Origin of the sequence: Thalassospira sp. SN3W (genome assembly GCF_038070535.1) — a bacterium.
Lineage (GTDB): Bacteria > Pseudomonadota > Alphaproteobacteria > Rhodospirillales > Thalassospiraceae > Thalassospira > Thalassospira xiamenensis.
This window is the reverse complement of the sequence record NZ_CP121124.1, coordinates 4101894-4119881: the sequence shown is the minus strand read 5'-3', so window position 1 is coordinate 4119881 and position 17988 is coordinate 4101894. Positions and strand designations below refer to the sequence as shown.

Annotated in this window: 17 protein-coding genes and 1 riboswitch; of the genes, 2 read left to right on the top strand and 15 right to left on the bottom strand. The window is 52.6% G+C overall.

Annotated elements, in window-relative coordinates; translation table 11 throughout:
- Position 1 precedes the first annotated feature (1 nt).
- The 9 genes from tatB to argS all read right to left on the bottom strand — a co-directional run bounded on the left by tatB (position 2) and on the right by argS (position 8084).
- Positions 2-424 carry a Sec-independent protein translocase protein TatB gene (gene tatB, locus P8T57_RS18935; protein WP_341364013.1) on the bottom strand — a complete coding sequence of 141 codons (423 nt, stop codon included), beginning with the start codon at positions 422-424 and terminating at the stop codon, positions 2-4.
- Between the two features lie 35 nt (positions 425-459).
- Positions 460-690, bottom strand: a complete 231-nt coding sequence (gene tatA / locus P8T57_RS18930; RefSeq protein ID WP_007089633.1) for a twin-arginine translocase TatA/TatE family subunit — start codon at positions 688-690, stop codon at positions 460-462.
- Between the two features lie 165 nt (positions 691-855).
- Positions 856-1899 (bottom strand): ABC transporter ATP-binding protein, encoded by a 1044-nt coding sequence (locus tag P8T57_RS18925; protein WP_341364012.1) that lies wholly within the window; start codon positions 1897-1899, stop codon positions 856-858.
- A 135-nt stretch (positions 1900-2034) separates the two neighbouring features.
- Positions 2035-2805: an SMC-Scp complex subunit ScpB gene (scpB, locus tag P8T57_RS18920; RefSeq protein WP_341364011.1), complete on the bottom strand. Its 771-nt coding sequence runs from the start codon at positions 2803-2805 to the stop codon at positions 2035-2037.
- Positions 2795-3703, bottom strand: a complete 909-nt coding sequence (locus tag P8T57_RS18915) for a ScpA family protein (RefSeq protein ID WP_114093462.1) — start codon at positions 3701-3703, stop codon at positions 2795-2797. Before P8T57_RS18915 ends, scpB begins: the two co-directional genes overlap by 11 nt.
- Before the next feature lie 26 nt (positions 3704-3729).
- Positions 3730-4413, bottom strand: a complete 684-nt coding sequence (locus tag P8T57_RS18910; protein ID WP_085643089.1) for a site-2 protease family protein — start codon at positions 4411-4413, stop codon at positions 3730-3732.
- Positions 4414-4427: 14 nt separating this feature from the next.
- On the bottom strand, positions 4428-5495 hold the full coding sequence (gene nagZ / locus P8T57_RS18905; RefSeq protein ID WP_341364010.1) for a beta-N-acetylhexosaminidase: 1068 nt from the start codon (positions 5493-5495) through the stop codon (positions 4428-4430).
- Complete coding sequence (locus tag P8T57_RS18900; protein WP_341364009.1) at positions 5482-6327, bottom strand: SPOR domain-containing protein; 846 nt, start codon at positions 6325-6327, stop codon at positions 5482-5484. Before P8T57_RS18900 ends, nagZ begins: the two co-directional genes overlap by 14 nt.
- Before the next feature lie 5 nt (positions 6328-6332).
- Positions 6333-8084 (bottom strand): arginine--tRNA ligase, encoded by a 1752-nt coding sequence (gene argS / locus P8T57_RS18895; RefSeq protein ID WP_341364008.1) that lies wholly within the window; start codon positions 8082-8084, stop codon positions 6333-6335.
- A gap of 269 nt (positions 8085-8353) precedes the next feature.
- Here argS and erpA point away from each other — a divergent pair, with 269 nt between their 5' ends.
- Positions 8354-8695: an iron-sulfur cluster insertion protein ErpA gene (gene erpA, locus P8T57_RS18890; protein WP_007089641.1), complete on the top strand. Its 342-nt coding sequence runs from the start codon at positions 8354-8356 to the stop codon at positions 8693-8695.
- 76 nt (positions 8696-8771) lie between these two features.
- The gene (xth, locus tag P8T57_RS18885; protein WP_341364007.1) at positions 8772-9599 is read left to right on the top strand and encodes an exodeoxyribonuclease III; all 828 of its coding nucleotides are present in this window, start codon (positions 8772-8774) and stop codon (positions 9597-9599) included.
- A 202-nt stretch (positions 9600-9801) separates the two neighbouring features.
- Here the strand turns inward: xth and ribB are convergent, their stop codons facing one another.
- From ribB to P8T57_RS18855, 6 genes are all read right to left on the bottom strand, one after another.
- A complete protein-coding gene (ribB, locus tag P8T57_RS18880; protein ID WP_341364006.1) occupies positions 9802-10470 on the bottom strand; it encodes a 3,4-dihydroxy-2-butanone-4-phosphate synthase in 669 nt (222 codons plus the stop codon).
- Positions 10471-10589: 119 nt separating this feature from the next.
- Positions 10590-10740: riboswitch (FMN riboswitch) on the bottom strand.
- Between the two features lie 132 nt (positions 10741-10872).
- Positions 10873-12150, bottom strand: coding sequence for an EAL domain-containing protein (locus P8T57_RS18875; RefSeq protein WP_341364005.1), 1278 nt, complete (start codon positions 12148-12150; stop codon positions 10873-10875).
- A gap of 57 nt (positions 12151-12207) precedes the next feature.
- The gene (locus tag P8T57_RS18870; protein WP_341364004.1) at positions 12208-13071 is read right to left on the bottom strand and encodes an aminotransferase class IV; all 864 of its coding nucleotides are present in this window, start codon (positions 13069-13071) and stop codon (positions 12208-12210) included.
- On the bottom strand, positions 13071-13664 hold the full coding sequence (locus P8T57_RS18865; RefSeq protein ID WP_341364003.1) for an aminodeoxychorismate/anthranilate synthase component II: 594 nt from the start codon (positions 13662-13664) through the stop codon (positions 13071-13073). Before P8T57_RS18865 ends, P8T57_RS18870 begins: the two co-directional genes overlap by 1 nt.
- Before the next feature lie 54 nt (positions 13665-13718).
- Positions 13719-15116, bottom strand: coding sequence for an aminodeoxychorismate synthase component I (gene pabB, locus P8T57_RS18860; RefSeq protein WP_341364002.1), 1398 nt, complete (start codon positions 15114-15116; stop codon positions 13719-13721).
- Positions 15117-15303: 187 nt separating this feature from the next.
- Positions 15304-17970, bottom strand: a complete 2667-nt coding sequence (locus tag P8T57_RS18855; protein ID WP_037992503.1) for a valine--tRNA ligase — start codon at positions 17968-17970, stop codon at positions 15304-15306.
- Positions 17971-17988 lie beyond the last annotated feature (18 nt).

Genomic DNA, 17988 nt, shown 5'->3' with positions numbered 1-17988 from the left:
TTCACGCCTGGCTCTCCGGATGATCAGTCTTCTTATCCGCAGCAGCAGGTTTTGCAGATGCCGCGGCATCGGTCTTCGGTGCTGTGGTTTTGGTTTCCGATTTGTTGTCGGTTTCGCTTTCGGCAGTTTTATCTGCCGGTTTTGCCGGTTTTGCCTGTTTTGGCTTGGTTTTCGGCTCGGCAATCTTGTTTTCGATGAAGTCTGATGTGCTCGAACGTGCATCGGTGACCTGCTTGCGCAGATCATCAAGTTCGGCTTCACGAATCAGATTATCGATACCGCCCTGAAATTCACGCGCCATACCGCGCACTTTTTTCCAGTACCCGGCAAGCTTGTAAAGCACATGGGGCAAGTCCTTGGGGCCGACGACGAACAACGCGACGACGGCCACAAGTGCCATTTCGGTCCAGCCGATATCAAACATGGAACACGCCTATCTGAAGGAAATCCGACAGACGATCAGGATTTCACGGAATCCTTGTCTTTGCTTTCAGCAGAAACCGAAGCAGACGTGTTGTTTTCGATGGTTTTGGCCGAAGCAGCACTGTCTTCGTCTTTTTCGTTTATACCTGCTTTGAAGCTCTTGATCCCTTTACCCATGTCACCCATGACTTTCGGCAGTTTGCCGGCACCAAAGATTATCAGGACAATCGCCAGAATCAGAACGATTTGCCAAACGCCAATACCCATAACTTCTATCTCCAAAGATCCAATCTGCCAGCCGGCGAGAATGCCCGGATAATGGCAGAAAGCCCCCCACTGTGCAATGCAACGATTGTGAATATACCGTGCACCGCTACGAACCTGTATGTTTGTTTCTTAGTCTCATCGGACCTGTTTCGCGTTGAAATCGGCCTAATTCATAGGAAACACAAAGGTCATGTCAGGATCAAGCGTAATAGCGACCGACCCCTGATTTACTGACGAAAGTCTGCGTGGCACGCGCGCATGGACATGCCCGCCCGCATGAAGCGATAAATGCATCAGACTGATTTCACCAAGTGACCGCACAGCATCGACCCGCGCCAGAATATCATGTCCATTCATGGCATCGGCAATCTGCAATCCTTCCGGGCGCACCAGAACTTCAACCGGTGTTCCGTCATCAAGATCACCCTGCGCCACATCACCAAGCGGCGTCGTCACAATCCCGCCCTGCACTGTTCCGGGGAAACGGTTAACCTCGCCAAAGAAAGATGCAACAAAACGATTTTGCGGATTGAAATAAAGGTCTTCGGGGGTGCCATCCTGCATCACCTGCCCTTCATTCATGATGATAATCCGATCCGCCATATACATCGCTTCTTCCGGATCATGCGTCACCATGATGGTTGCGATCCCGGCATTTTTCAAAACATGCAGCGTTGTATCACGAAGTTCGGCCCGGCGTGCGACATCAAGCCCCGAAAACGGCTCGTCCAGCAGCATCACGCGCGGTGTTGGCGCCAGAGCTCGGGCAAGTGCAATCCGCTGTTGCTGCCCGCCGGATAATTCGTGGGGATAGGCATTGTAATAATCTGCCATACCGACCTGCCGAAGCGCACGTTCGACAGCTTCCTTGCGTTCAATCTCATTTGATGAACGCAGACCGAACCCGATATTCTTGGCAACGCTCAGATGCGGAAACAGGGCGTAATCCTGAAACACCATACCGACACCGCGTTTTTCGGGTTCAAGATATTCCCCGGGCCGGGCTACAAGCTGATCATTAATGGAAACGCTGCCTTGCTGAAGCTTTTCAAGCCCTGCGGCAATACGCAATGCAGTAGTCTTGCCACATCCCGAGGGCCCCAAAAGACAAACCAGTTCGCCGGGCGCAACGTCAAAGCTTATGTCTTTGAGAACCTTGGTACTGCCGAAATCATGACTGACATTGGACATTCTCAAGCCGTCGGGCATCAGATCTCTCTTTATTCTTTTGCCGGGAAACCCTGCAATTAAGTTGCAAAATCTTTCCCAGATTTAATCCTACCCAACAGCGCATGCAAGAAGCTGGATCAAAGAAGCACGATAAAAGATGTGAATGGGCCCGATTTAACGGTTCTCCGCGTCGTATTCTTCTTCCAGATTGGGATTATCGTTGTAGATGGTTTCATCAAGATCGGCCAGATTGCGGGTCGTAAGAGCTTCTTCGACAACAGCATCGGTAACTTCGCCATCATCAACCAGATCGGGCAATGCTTCCTCGTCGGAACTGGCACCGTATCGGCCCATGCCAGGACGGCTATCAAGCAATCCAGCGGCTTTCAAATCGGCAAGTCCCGGCAGATCGTCACGATGTTCAAGTCCGAAATGATCCAGAAAATCATCCGTCGTCGCCCAAAGAACCGGACGGCCCGGCACACGTTTGCGCCCCTTCGGACGGATCCATTTCGCTTCCAGCAGAATATCAAGCGTCCCCTTGGACAGGGCCACACCACGCATTTCTTCAATTTCGGAACGTGTAACCGGCTCGTGATAGGCAATGATCGCCAGCGTTTCGAGCGTTGCACGCGTCATTTTCTTTGCTTTTTCGACCTCGATATGAAGATCACCTGCCAAATCAGCCGCAGTGCGAAACGCCCATTTTTCACCGACACGATTCAGATTTATCCCACGCTCTGAATAGTTTGCCTGCAGTTCTTTAAGCAAAAGGGAAACATCTGAACCTTCGGGCAAACGCGCGGCAAGAACCCGTTCACTGACCGGTTCCGCAGAGGCAAACAGCACAGCTTCAACAATTCGAAGATGCTGAAAGTCGATTTGAGGACCGTGTTCGATACCATCGATTTCAAACTGCGGGTCGGTTACTGTCTCAGTCACCATTATTATCCATCCCTGCCCCGGATTTGGCTCTTAGCTTGTCCATATCGCTGTAATCCCCGGATGTGATGTTCAATTCAGGATCGCGTCTTTTTTGCGGTGACCTCAGCATGATCGGGCCAAACACCTGCTCTTGCGAGATTTCCAATTCGCCATCGCGGCACATTTCAAGGCTGGCAACAAAGTGCGCAGCCAGTGCCGACCGTGCCTTCAAAGGCGTGCCAAGACCATGTGGCATGAATTCCAGAAGCTTTGTCCATGTCGGTACAACCCGACGCCCGAATAGATCGCGCAACCTCCGGATTGCATCGTCCATCGCATAAAGATCGAATGCCTCAATCTCTAATGTCTTGGATTCAGATGTCAGCATGATCTGTGCATAGGCTTTCAACAGGTCATAAAGCGACGCATCATAAACCGACGCCGTCGTGACCCGGACTTCCTCCGGATCACCCCGGCCAAAGAAATCACGCCCGAGGTTGGGCCGCTCCAGCAGTTTCTCACCGGCCGCTTTCATCGCTTCCAGCCGCTTCAGCTGGAAGGCCAGAAGCTCTGCCATTTCCTCTGCACTGAGCTCTTCCTCATCGGACTCCTGCTTTGGCAGCAACAACCGAGATTTCAGATAAGCCAGCCACGCCGCCATCACCAGATAATCGGCCGCCAGTTCCAGTCGCAATTCACGCGCGGTATTAATGAAAGTCAGATACTGCTCGGCAAGCTCCAGGATCGAAATCCTGATTATGTCGACTTTCTGGTCGCGTGCCAGCTCCAGCAAAAGGTCAAGCGGCCCTTCAAACCCGTCCAGATCCAGCATAAGGCGTTCAGCAAGACTTGGCCCATCATCAACGGGTGCCTTGTCAAATACCTCGTCCGGAATATCGAGTTCGAACTGTTTGGCCATAATCCCCCCGGACCGTCCGCCTCATATCAGGCGAAAATACCGGCCAGAAAATCAACAAGTGCAGATGCAGGCTCAATCACCAGCCATTGGAATATCGGTAGATTAACGCCAAGAAGCCCCGTGACGTAGGGCAACAGGAAGATCAGCGCAATCAGAAGGATCATGCCGGTTTTTTCCATGCGCGCCAAGACCCGCGCAATTGGCATTGGCGATATCGCTGTCAGAACCCGCCCTCCATCCAATGGCGGGATTGGCAGCATGTTAAACACCGCCAGAATGCAGTTCAGCCAGATCGACTGCTGTAACGTCGTTGCCAGCCAGTCATTGACCGCCGGCGAAAATGACGGCAACCCGACCAGTAATAGAATTGATGCAATTGCCAATGCGACGTTGGTTGCGGGCCCGGCAACCGCCACCCCGATTACACCAAGACGTTGCGGATGCAAACGATGGAACGCGACCGGGACCGGCTTGGCATAACCAAACAGGAACGGCGCACCAGTCAGCAACAGCAAACCGGGAATCAGAATAGTCCCCACCGGATCAATATGGCGGATCGGGTTCAGGCTAAGCCGCCCGGCGCGTTGCGCTGTATCATCCCCGAACAGCTTGGCTGCAAAGCCGTGCGCGGCTTCGTGCAAAGTCACCGCCAGCAATACCGGCAACACCCACGTAGACGCGGAAATGATAATCTCGATAATGTCGTTCACCTATTCAGCTTCCCTTACGCCTGCTCGCCAGCCGACCAGACCGGTGATAGCAATTCAGCCAGTCGGGCCTGCCAATCGGCAATCTGCGCCGAGGGTGGCTGTGTAATATTAAAACCTGCGATCTGATTGCTCAGCAATTGCGAACGTGTCAGCGCCTCACCGGCAAGTTTCGGGGCCATGGATACGACTTCCTCCATTTCCGTGCGCTTGCCATTGCAATGAAGGGCAATGTCGCACCCGGCGGCAAGGCATTCGTGAGTCCGGCTAGCAATCGATCCACCAAGCGCTTCCATTGATAGATCATCACTGATCAGAAGGTTTTCAAACCCGATATCACCGCGGACAATTTCGGAAATGACTTTGGCCGATACGGTTCCCGGGCGTTGATCATCAATCGCGGTAAACAGCAAATGGGCCGACATCGCTGCAACCACATCCTTCATCTGACGGAACGGTTCGAAATCAAGGCGACTCAGTTCTTCGCGCGACGCGGTCACGATCGGCAAATCCTTGTGACTGTCGACCGATGCACGCCCGTGACCCGGAATATGTTTGATGACCGGTGCGATCCCGCCGTCCAGCAACCCGGCGGCAACCGCACTTGCCAACGGCACAATCTGCTCCACCGTCGAACCATAGGAACGGTCGCCAACCACGTCGCTCATACCAGGGAAGCGGATATCAAGCACCGGCGCACAGGTGATGTTAAACCCGGCATCACGCAAATCCGCCGCCATCAGGCGCGCACTAATATATGCGGCTTCGCGGGCATTTTCAGGTGCTGTTTCAAACAATTGACCAAACACACCAGCCGCAGGGATTTTGCGCCAGTGCGGCGGCTTGAGGCGCATGACGCGCCCACCTTCCTGATCGACAAAAATCGGCACATTGATATTGCCGACAACTTCGCGCAGTTGATTGTTCAACGCCTTGACCTGCTTCAGATCCGTGACATTACGGGCAAACAGGATAAAGCCATAGGGATCAGCTTCACGAAAGAAGCCCTTCTCCCAATTGCTTAGTTCTGTACCTTCAACACCAAGAATACAGGCACGCGGTTTTCTTACCTCAAGGCCGGACAATCAGACACCCCACATTGCGTTGTTTCAAGTTGCGACAAAGCGTTTCAGCCGCAGCAGCGTCCGGCAAAGGACCGGCTTGCAAACGATAGAACACACCCTTGTCACCAAGGTCTGCACGTTTCAGATACATCTGAAGACTGCCAAGCAAGTCCTTGTTTTTATAAGACAATCTTTTCCATTCCGCTTCGGCCCCCGACGTATCGCGAACTGACGCCAACTGAATGCGGAAGTCTTTCTCCGATATGCCGCTGGCGCTGGTGGCAGCCGGTGCTATGGCCTGTTCCTTGGCCTTGGCAACAGCGATTGCTTTTTCTGCATCGCTTGGTGCGACAATTGCTGTTTCAGCTGGAGTTATCGCAGACGCATTTACATCTTTGCCCGAACCGATCTGCGCTGCATTTGCGACAATCTCGGCCTCCGGTGTCTGTTCGATCACCGCTGGTTCTCCCGTATTATCGGGGGATGGTATGACATCGGGCACCTTTGGCATATCAGGCAGTTCCTGAAGAACCACCTGATCCTCGGGCTGGTTACTATCAAGCTGTTCATAAATCGTTGTATCCCGGTGGGGAACTTCCATTCCGCCGGGATCATCCGGTCGCAACTTGATCGGCAGTGGATCTGGCAAAAGGATTGGCAATTTGCCTTCTTCCTGTGCTGGCTGCCCCTGATTATATAACCAGTAACCGGCCCCGCCCAGACCACCACCAATAATCACAAGACCAAGAACGATGGTTCCCGCCCCTTTCGCCAAGCCGCCGCCTGGGGCTTTTTTGCCAGCCCCTTGATAACGCTGCTCCGCTCTAAGGCCGAAACCCTGTTCTTCGTTCATCGTGATTACATCTCCTCGACCGGGGCAACGCCCAGGACATCAAGACCGGACGCAATAACCAATGCGGCAGCACGGATCATGGCAAGGCGCGCCTGCGTCACCGCCAGATCATCGGCAACGATGAAACGCAATGCGGTATTGTCACGCCCCTTGTTCCACAAGGCGTGGAATTCGGCAGCAATTTCGCTCAGGAAGAATGCGATACGATGTGGCTCATGTGCAACGGCGGCCTGTTCAACAATACGCGGCCATTCAGCCATCCGACGCACCAGCATCTTTTCATCTTCCGACACCAAAGCCGATAGATCGGCCCCGACCAGTGCAGCATCCGAGAAATCCTGATTAGGGAACGCTTCGCGCGCCTGACGAAATACCGAATTAACGCGGGCATGGGCGTATTGAACGTAAAATACCGGGTTGTCTTTGGACTGTTCGGTTACTTTGGCAAAATCAAAATCAAGCGTCGCGTCGTTCTTGCGCGTCAACATGATGAACCGCACGACATCCTTACCAACGCGTTCAACCACATCACGCAGGGTCACGAACGTTCCGGCACGTTTGGACATTTTAACCGGCTCACCATTGTCAAATAGGCTGACCAATTGGCAAAGCTTGACATCAAGGTCGCCCTCGCCGCCCGTAATCGCCTTGGTCGCGGCTTTCATACGTTTGACGTACCCGCCATGATCAGCACCGAAAATATCGATCATGTGGTTGAAACCACGTTCGTATTTGTCAAAGTGATAGGCAATATCGGACGCAAAATAGGTCCAACTGCCATCCGACTTTTTCAGAGGGCGGTCAACATCATCACCAAATTCAGTCGCCCGGAACAGCGTCTGCGGGCGCGGTTCCCAATCATCGGGCGTTTTGCCTTTTGGCGGTTCCAGAACGCCGACATAAATGTCGCCCTTTTTCTCCAGATGCTCGAACGCGGCCTGCACCTTGCCTGCGGCAACAAGTCCGGCTTCAGACGTAAAGACGTCGTGATCAACGCCCAGAAGACTCAGGTCTTCCTTGATCAATGCCATCATCTCGACAATGGCAAAACCTCGGAACTCTTCCAGCCAATTTTCCTCGGGGGCTTCGACCCATTTGTTGCCGTCACGCGCCGCAAGCTTTTTGCCCGGTGCCACCAGATAATCGCCCGGATAAAGACCAGCCGGAATTTCATCGATGGTTTCACCAAGTGCTTCGCGGTAACGCAGATGCAGGGATCGCGCCAGAACATCGACCTGCGCACCGGCATCGTTGATGTAATATTCCTTGGTCACGTCGTAACCGGCCTTGGCCAGCAGATTTGCCAGAACATCACCGACAACCGCCCCGCGGCAATGGCCGACATGCATCGGGCCGGTCGGATTGGCCGAGACATATTCGACATTCATCTTGGTGTTTGCACCCAGATTGCTGTTGCCATAGGTCTTGCCGTTTTCAAGCACTTCGGTGATCTGCGACAACCAGAAATCATCGGCCATTCGCAGATTGATGAAACCGGGCCCGGCGATCTCGACCTGTTCGATATGATCTAGCATGCCGAGTTTTTCGGCAAGTTTTTCTGCCAGATCACGTGGCTTCATCCCCGCAGCCTTGGAAAGCAGCATCGCGGCATTGGTCGCGGCATCGCCATGCGCGGCATCGCGCGGCGGTTCGACCGTGATACGTGCGGTATCGCTGCCAGCGGGCAGAACGCCGTCTTTTTCAAGGGCGAGAATCTGGTTCTCGATGTCGCTTTTCAACAGGCTGAAAACATTCATCACTTTTGGTCTTTGCAAATTTCGTTCATGGTCCATCACAACCATTTTGATGTGGCTGTTTTGGGACATTTCGTATCAAAACGCAAGCAACCGCTTGGTTGCCCTGCTCTCAGGTTTTGACATTTCTGCCATGCACGCTAAATAGACCCTTAAGGAACGCGATCAGGCTGTGTTAAAGTTGCCACCATGATCGTCAATATACCCGTTGGGTTGCCCGTGAATATCCAGTAACTGGAATATTTCGGGATAGCACAATCAAGGAGTGTCGAATGACGGAAACTGCCCGGCAGGTCCAGATGACCGAAAGTGCCGCAAAACGTATTCAGGAACTGATTGCCAGCGATGGCAAGTCGGGCCTGATGTTGCGTCTTCAGGTTTCCGGTGGCGGGTGTAGCGGTTTTCAGTATGAATTTTCGCTTGATTCCGACAAGACCGATGAAGACCACATTTTCGAAAATCACGGCGCGAAAATGGTGATTGATGACGTATCGCTCGATCTTCTCGGTGGTGCGGAAATCGATTTTGTCCGCGAACTGGTTGGTGCAGCGTTTCGTGTGAATAATCCAAACGCAACATCATCGTGCGGTTGCGGATCCAGTTTCTCGGTTTGATCCGCATCGGAAAAACGATTTATAAAGCGGGGTTCGTGTTTCACGGACCCCGTTTTTGTTTGGACATAATGCTGTTATGTCTGTGCAGAAAGCCGCAAAATTCATCCTGAACATCGAGGCCCGCATGAAAATCGCCACCTGGAACGTCAACTCGATAAAGGCTCGCCTGCCCAATATCCTTGAATGGCTTGGCGACGCAAAGCCCGATGTTGTCCTGCTTCAGGAAACCAAAACTGTCGATGACGGCTTCCCGGCTATGGAAATCGAGGATCTTGGCTATAACATCGCCCTGCACGGCCAGAAGACCTATAATGGGGTGGCGATCCTGTCAAAATTCCCGATTGAAGATGTCGAACGCGGCCTGCCGGGCAATAACAACGACGAACAGGCACGCTATATCGAAGCCACTATATCGGGAAATCGTCCGATTCGTGTGGCATCGATCTACGTCCCGATGGGAAGCGAGGTCGGATCGGAGAAATTCGAATATAAGCTGAACTTCCTAGACCGCCTGATCAAGCGTTTCGAGAAAATCCGTGAAAGCGGCGACGCCGCCGTTATGGGCGGTGACTACAACATCGCGCCGGATGACTCGGATGTTTACGACCCGATCAAGCTGCACGAAACCGTTCTATGTTCGACCGTGGAACGCAAAAAACTGCGAACCATGATGAATATGGGCTACACCGACGCATTCCGGACCTTCAATCCGCAGGGCCACCAATATAGCTGGTGGGATTACCGTGCGGGGGCGTGGAACAAGGATAACGGGCTTCGCATCGATCACCTGCTGTTGACTCCGGCCGCAGCCGACCGGCTCAGCGCATCGGATATTGATCGCGACCCGCGCGCCAAGGAAAAGGCATCGGATCACACCCCGGTCTGGTGCATGATCGACGACTGATCAAGGATCGTTCGCGGCCCGGCAAGACAAAGTCATCGAACGCAAAAGGCAGCAGAAAAACTCTGCTGCCTTTCAGCTTGGGCAAAGCATGAAGCAAGCCTTGCCAAGTGCGCAAATTTGTCGTGCTACTCGCTCGCCAAGGGCCCAAGAAGCGCAAAGTCAGATTAAACTCTCACCCCCAGACGGCCCCTGTCTGACATATCTATTCCGCGGCAAGCTGTAAAACGCCGCGATAGGCAACGATATCTTCGATGCTGATCACAACAATGTCGTGCTGCTGTGCGTAGGCAATCAGTTCCGGTAAACGCGCCATTGTGCCGTCCGGATTGGTGACTTCGCAAAGAACACCTGCCGGTTTAAAGCCCACCAGACGCATCAGATCAACCGTTCCTTCGGTATGACCGCGACGTTCCAGAACACCCCCTGCACGCGCACGTAGCGGGAAGACGTGCCCCGGACGGGCAAGGTCATCCGGCTTTGCTCCATCGGCAATTGCGGTTTTGACCGTGGTCACGCGATCAGCAGCGGAAACACCGGTGGTCACGCCAACCTTTGCTTCGATGGAAACGGTAAAACCGGTTCCCATGCTCGACGTGTTGTTGGCAACCATCGGCGGTAAATCAAGTGCAGTTGCCATTTCATCGGTCAGACACAGGCAGACAATGCCGCTACAATCTCGGATCAGCATCGCCATCTGTTCATTGGTCAGATTTTCTGCGGAAAAAATAAGATCGCCTTCATTTTCGCGATCTTCATCATCGACAACCAGAACCCCCTTGCCATTGCGCAAATCCGAAAGTGCACGTTCCATACGTGCAATCGGATCGCCAAAGATCGAAAGTTCCGGTTCCTGATGAACACTCTGATTCATAACGGTTCTCCGTTTAAGGAGCTTACGAATCAAGGCATCAAAAGAAAGGTCTGCACGCACGGCAAAGCCGCACGCCAGTCATAGGCTGACGACAACAGGTTCCCCCGTTATCCGCCACGCTTTATCCTCTCCCATCCGGACTGTTACCGTCGGCTCCGGAATCTCACCGGATCTGCTGACCCTGCCAAATTGCTTTGGCAGGCGCTCGCGGGCTTCCCTGAAATCAGGATTACCGCCGGTCAGGAATTTCACCCTGCCCTGAGAATAAGCGCCGTGTTTCAACGACATGCCTGACCACCTTGATCAGACGTCTTCACTTTAGAAAATGGAAAGATTGTTGTCAAACCCCCTATACAGGGTGTCAGTGGAAACACTGTGTTGCCGGGTAGTAGGGCGACAAGGTCAAATCTCGGCCAGAATTTTTCCAGCCCTGAAATGAAATTCGCAACCATTTTTGCGTAATTCGCGCGGTGCCCACTGACATACAGCACATTTACGATCCGAAGTGGTATTACGCGATTTACATTCCGTATGCAGGTATTTACCCAAAAGCGCGTCGATGTAGCTTCCCTGAAACGCATCCACACCAAGGCTTCGGCCCATGCGCAGTGCCGTGCGACTGTCACACCGGGTCAGAATCAGGTTGCGGTCGGCAAAAACAGAAGCAAATTCGCGAAGCCTGTCTGTCGCGTCAGCCCGTTTGGAGCCGATAATGTTCTGATCCCAGATCACCTTGACGAAATCGACATTGATCTTTTGAGGCGACAGGAATTCAAGCGATGGCAAGGTGATACGATCAAGCCCCACACGCACGCCAGCAGAATGCAGCAGATTGCAGGCATCTTCGAATTCCCACCAATCTGAAATCGCATTTTCAAGCGAGATTTCAATCGCCAGATTTTCAGCAAAACGACTGTCTTCCGAGCCCAGAAACTCGGCAAAGCGATCACTGAATACCGTTTGCACCATCATATTCAGATGCAAGGTATCCGGCAGCATTTGAGGGGCCAGACTTTTGGTGACATCCATCACCTTCTCATCAAGCACGCGCGACAGGATTTCAACCTCGCCCGGGCCTTCCAGAAGGAAACTGGCAAGATGGTGCTGACGCAGATAATCCAGCGAACAATAAAGTTCATGGCCAAGGATTTCGCGACGGCTGTCGTGAAATTCCAGAATAGCCTGACGGCGACAGGAATCGAAAACCGCTTCATCAGTGATGGCAGAACGCAGCATTTCGGCCATATCAAAGCGTTGCAGGCTTTCGTTTGGAAAATGGTTTTCTTCAGGAAGCCCCAACAAACCAAACATTGCCTTGCGGTCTTCTGGCCAGGAAAATTCGTTCCAAAGCTTTTGCGGGATGTCGCCCAAACCCTGTCGATGGATAACGTCCTTGAGCGTTTCGGTCACACTGGTCAAAAACGTATCGGTTTCACCAAACGATTTGGATGGACGAATAAAAGCGACCATACCGTTTTCAAGACGATATTCTTGGGTCTTTTCAGGCAGATGATGAAATGCATCACGCGAAATATCCTGATAATCCTGCGGTTCAAGGCGCAAGGATACGGGGATATTCAAAATTGCAACAATCGACCGCTTGCCATTGGCCCCGTGTTTGCGCAGGTTTTCAACGAACCTTGCTAAGGTCAGTTCCGATTTTGTTGAAGACGCGGTCATGTGCATTCCCGTCAAAAGGCGTGGGAAACGAAAATGCCCGATTGAAGTTAATTTTAGTTAAACATCTATACCAAGGCATAGTGATTTTTCAAAATCACTCACCAATTGCATAGCGTGATCGTGTTTCGCCTGATCAAAGTCAAAAGCAACGCCATCAATCGAGCGAACAAACCTTATTCCCTGCAATGCGTTACAGACAAAAACCAAATCCATTGACAGCAGGTCTTTCAGATCGATAGACTCCTCGTGGACGGCAACCGCCTGATCTCGACACCAATCAATGACGAATTTCCGTGCCAACCCGGCAAGAATTCCGCAATTGGCAGGTGCAGTATAAAACGTGTTGTCACGAATCCCGAACAGGTTGGCGATTGTTGTTTCCGCGACAGAACCATCAACAGAAAGAACGAGTGCCTCTTCCGCGCCACAAGCGGCGACTTCCTGTCGCGCCGCTATATTGTCGAGATAGTTAAGGCTTTTGACCTTGCCTGCAATCGACCACGGATTGCGCCGAACCCGTTTTGACGTCGCAAGGATCAATCCCTCATCCTTTGCCGCTTTGGCAAAGGGAGCCGCCGTTATCAGAACCGTGGGATGGCAATCCTGGGGTGGTAACAACCCGCGCGGGCCGCTACCACGCGTAACGGTCAGGCGGATAACCGCTTCATTCCCACCGAGTTCCATACAAAGCGATGCGATAGCTTCGGCAACTGTTTGGGCATTTGGCAATAATATCGGATCAAGCCCGATTAATTCGGCATGGCTGGTCAGACGATCAAGATGCCGATCAAGCCAGGCAACCCTGCCTTTATGGGCCCGCATGGTTTCAAAAAAACCATCTCCCAACAGCAATCCCCGATCCGTGACGGCAATATGCGCATCCGTCTGATCAATAATATTGCCATTAAGCCAGACTTTCATCACGACGCAGCCTTTCGCGGAACGGTCGCACCGGCAATGGCCAGAAAGTTACACAACAAATCATGTCCCTGCTCGGTCAAGACGGCTTCGGGATGGAATTGGACACCAAAGATCGGCAGATCCCGATGGGCAAAAGCCATGATTTCGCCGTCCGGTCCCGTCGCGGTCTGAACCAAAGTGCCATCCAGCGGAAGATCAACAACCAGCGAGTGATAGCGCGTTACCGTCAGCGGAGATTTGATACCGTTAAACAGTGCCGAACCATTGTGATCAATTGCCGATGTCATGCCATGTACCGGCCGGTTTGCGCGCTTTACGACGCCACCAAATGCCCGTGCAATCGACTGATGCCCCAGGCAGACCCCCAGCATCGGGTAATCGCCGGATAATTTGGTAATCAGGTCGATACTGTTTCCCGCTTCATCCGGGCCGCATGGTCCGGGGGAAAAGACGATGGCATCGGGATTCAACCGACGTACTTCATCAACATCGATCCGATCATTGCGCACGACATCAACCTTCTGTCCAAGCTCCACGAAATAGCGCGCCAGATTGAAAACAAAGGAATCGTAATTGTCGATCAGCAGGATCATTTCAACCCGATCCGTCCATGAGTGCGTTGATGATAATGCATAAGGTCAACCATCTTACACCGCATAGGGCCGGATCCCCAATGCTTCGAATATCTTGGCGGCCTTGACCAGCGTCTCATCATATTCAGCAGCGGGAATGCTATCGGCGACGATTCCACCACCTACATTGAACGCCATGCGACCGCCATTTACACAAATGCTTCGGATCGCAATATTGGTATCCATGCTGCCATTAAAGCCGATAAAGCCGATTGCTCCGCAATACGCACCACGCGTCGATCCTTCAAGTTCGGTAATGATTTCCATTGCGCGGATTTTTGGTGCGCCTGTAATCGAACCGCCCGGGAAACAGGCTGCTAGCAAATCGACAGCAGACTTGCCATCCTGCAATTCCCCGGTCACAGTCGAAACCAAATGATGGACATTTGCATAACTCTCAAGCGTACAAATCTGCGGCGTCTTTACGCTATGCGGCTTGCATACTTTCGATAAATCGTTACGCAGAAGATCAACAATCATAATATTTTCTGCGCGATCTTTCGCAGATAACATCAATTCCTGTGCGAGTTCGACATCCTCGACAGGCATGGCCCCGCGCCTGCGTGTGCCCTTGATCGGTCTGGTTTCCACCTGCCCATCCGCGACCTTCAGAAACCGCTCGGGCGAATTGGACAGGACTGCCACATCGCCAAAATTCAGGAAAGCCCCGAATGGTGCCGGACTGGCAAGGCTGAGGCGGCGATAAAGGTCAAACCGTTTGGGAATGACATCATAAGCATATTCGGCCCGGAAACTTTGCGACAGGTTAGCCTGAAAAATATCCCCGGCATGGATGTAATCAACGACGGTCTGCACGGCACCTTCGTAGCCGACACGATCAAAATTCGACTGCCACGGCATGATATCTGGCGTATGAGGAATTTCGGGCGTTTCAAGCATTGGCCGTGCAAGCCGAAGGTACTTACGAATAATCCCGATGCGATCAGCCGCACGTTTTTTCCGTGCAGTCGGCGATGTTTCGGGAATCCCCGTCGAAATAAGCCACATGCGGCGATCAAGCTGATCGAATGCGATGACAAGGTCATAGATGCCAACCGCTATGTCGGGCATGTTGAGCCAGTCCTGCGGAGCTTGGGGGAGCGTTTCGAGCTGTTGGGCAAGCTCATAACCGAAATAACCGACAGCCCCGCCCTGAAACGGGGGTAAATCCGGACCGGCTTCCACGCGATAGCGTGCCATCAGATCGGCAAGAACCCCGAACGGATCACCGGGAACGGGAAAACCGTCAAGCTTCACCTGCCCGTTCTTGGCAGTCAGTTTATGCAACGGCGATGCAACAACATAAGCAAAGCGGTCCCGGTCACCGGAATCAAGAAAATGACTGTCTGCGAACCCGGCAAAGGCACCGTAGGCATCAAGCGGTTCGATATAAGGGCATTCTTCAATCAGCATTTTACGGTTCGGCCCATCATCGGGATAAAGTTGCGTCAGATCGCGAGATAACGGTTGGTCGCCAATTTATGCGATTCTATAACTCTGGCGAGGATGAATTTCAAAATTCGTCAAAGATCAGAGTGAATGAAACGCAAAAGGGCCAATCCGATGGACTGGCCCTTTGACGTGATCACAACAACCGGAATTACATCGCCGCGATGCGGGCGTGAGCTTCCTGAAGTTTGGCAAGGGTATCGCGCGCTTCTTCAAGCTTGGCTTTTTCGGTCGCGACAATATGTTCAGGCGCACGGCTGACGAAACTTTCGTTCGACAATTTGCCTTCCTGACCCTTGATATATTTGGTTTTGCCGTCGATTTCCTTCTCAAGGCGCGACTTTTCGGCCACGACATTGATGAAATCGGCAACCGAAACGAAGACGGTTACACCGTCAACGACGGTCTGAATGGCCCCTTTGGCGATGGCTTCAACATCGCCCTGCCCTTTGAATTCAACCACAGCCACACGTGCCAGACGTTTAACCTGGGCTTCCTGCGCGGACACGGCTGCCTTCATTGCATCGGATGCATCGACCAGATAGATCGGAACCTCAGCCGCAGGCGGTACGTTCATTTCGGAACGAACACCACGAATATTACCGATCAGGCGGATGGCAAGATCGATTTCATCTTCGGCGGCACGGTCAATCAGTGCATCGTCGAATTTCGGATAAGCCTGCGACATCAGAAGCGTCGCACGATTATCAGCCGACTTTTCCCAAAGTTCTTCGGTGATATAGGGCATGATCGGGTGCAGGATCAGAAGAATCTGATCCAGAACCCATGCAGTCACAGCCCGGATTTCGGCTTTGGCGTCTTCGTCCTGGCCCATAAGGACCGGTTTTGCCAGTTCCAGATACCAGTCGCAGAAAGTGCCCCAGACAAACTGATAAGCACCGTTCGCGGCATCATTGAAACGATAGCTTTCGATGCCCGATGAAACGGTTTTTGCCGCCTCGGCGGTCTTACCGACAATCCAGCGTGCCAGTGTCGAACTGACATTGGCAGGATTGAACCCGTCGACCGGTTTGCATTCGTTCATTTCAGCGAAACGTGCCGCATTCCAAAGCTTGGTCGCGAAGTTCCGATACCCTTCAACGCGGGACGCTGCAAGCTTGATATCGCGGCCCTGAGCAGCCAGTGCCGTCAGGGTCAGACGCAGCGCGTCACAGCCATATTCGTCAATCAGTTCCAGCGGATCAATCACGTTGCCCTTGGATTTCGACATCTTCTGACCATGTTCATCACGGACCAGCGCATGGATATAGACATCCTTGAACGGAACTTTACCGTCCATGAAATGCATGCCCATCATGATCATGCGGGCAACCCAGAAGAAGATGATGTCAAAACCGGTAACCAGCACATCACCCGGATAGTATTTGTTCAGTTCCGGGGTTTTATCCGGCCAGCCAAGGGTCGAGAATGGCCATAATGCCGATGAGAACCACGTATCAAGAACGTCGGTTTCCTGGGTAAGTTCAACATCCTTGCCGAAATGCGCCTTGGCCGCCGCCAAGGCTTTTTCTTCGGTTTCCTCGACAAAGATTTCACCGTCCGGACCAAACCATGCCGGAATGCGATGTCCCCACCAAAGCTGACGCGATATGCACCATGGCTGGATATTGCGCATCCATTCAAAATAGGTGTTTTCCCAGTTCTTGGGCACAAATTTGATACGACCGTCTTCAACTGCCTCGGTCGCCGGTTTGGCCAGAACTTCGGCATTCACAAACCACTGATCGGTCAGGTACGGCTCGATCACGACGTTTGAACGGTCGCCGTAAGGCACCATGTGAACGGTGTCTTCGATCTTTTCAAGCAGACCGAGTTCTTCCATTTTGCCAACGATCAGTTCGCGTGCCTTGAACCGATCCAGACCACGATATTCTTCCGGCGCGTCATCATTGATGCGCGCATGATCATCCATGATGTTGATTTTTTCGAGATCATTGCGTTTGCCGACTTCAAAGTCGTTGAAATCATGCGCTGGGGTGATTTTAACGGCACCCGATCCCTTTTCAGGATCGGCATATTCATCAGCAACGATTTTGATTCGGCGTCCCACGATTGGCAGAATGCAATACTGACCAATCAGATCCTTGTAACGTTCATCATCAGGATGAACCGCAACACCGGTATCGCCCAACATGGTTTCCGGACGCGTGGTCGCAACGGTGATGAACTCGCCTTCCTTGCCCTCGATCGGGTATTTGAAGTGCCAGTAATGGCCTTTGACTTCTTTCTGAACGACTTCAAGATCGGAAATCGCGGTCAGAAGTTTCGGGTCCCAGTTGACCAGACGCTTGTCACGGTAAATAAGTCCCTGTTTGTGCAGGGTAACGAATACCTTGCGAACAGCAGCCGACAGACCATCGTCCATGGTAAAGCGTTCACGTGGCCAATCTGGTGATGCGCCCAGACGGCGAAGCTGATTGGTGATAGTGCCGCCGGATTTTTCTTTCCATTCCCAGACTTTTTCGATGAACTTTTCGCGGCCAAGGTCATGACGCGTCACGTTTTGTTCGCCAAGCTGGCGTTCAACGACCATCTGTGTCGCGATACCGGCATGGTCGGTACCGGGCTGCCACAGCGTATCCTTGCCCGACATCCGGTTATAGCGCACCAGAATATCCTGAAGCGTAAAGGTCAGTGCATGCCCCATATGGAGGCTGCCGGTTACGTTGGGCGGCGGCATCATGATGACATAGGGATTTGCACCTGATGCCGGATCGGCGGCAAACGCCCCCGATTTTTCCCATTTATCGTAAAGTCTGCCTTCAACGTCGGCCGGGCTATATGTCTTCTCCAACATGGTCTTTTGATCCGCTGC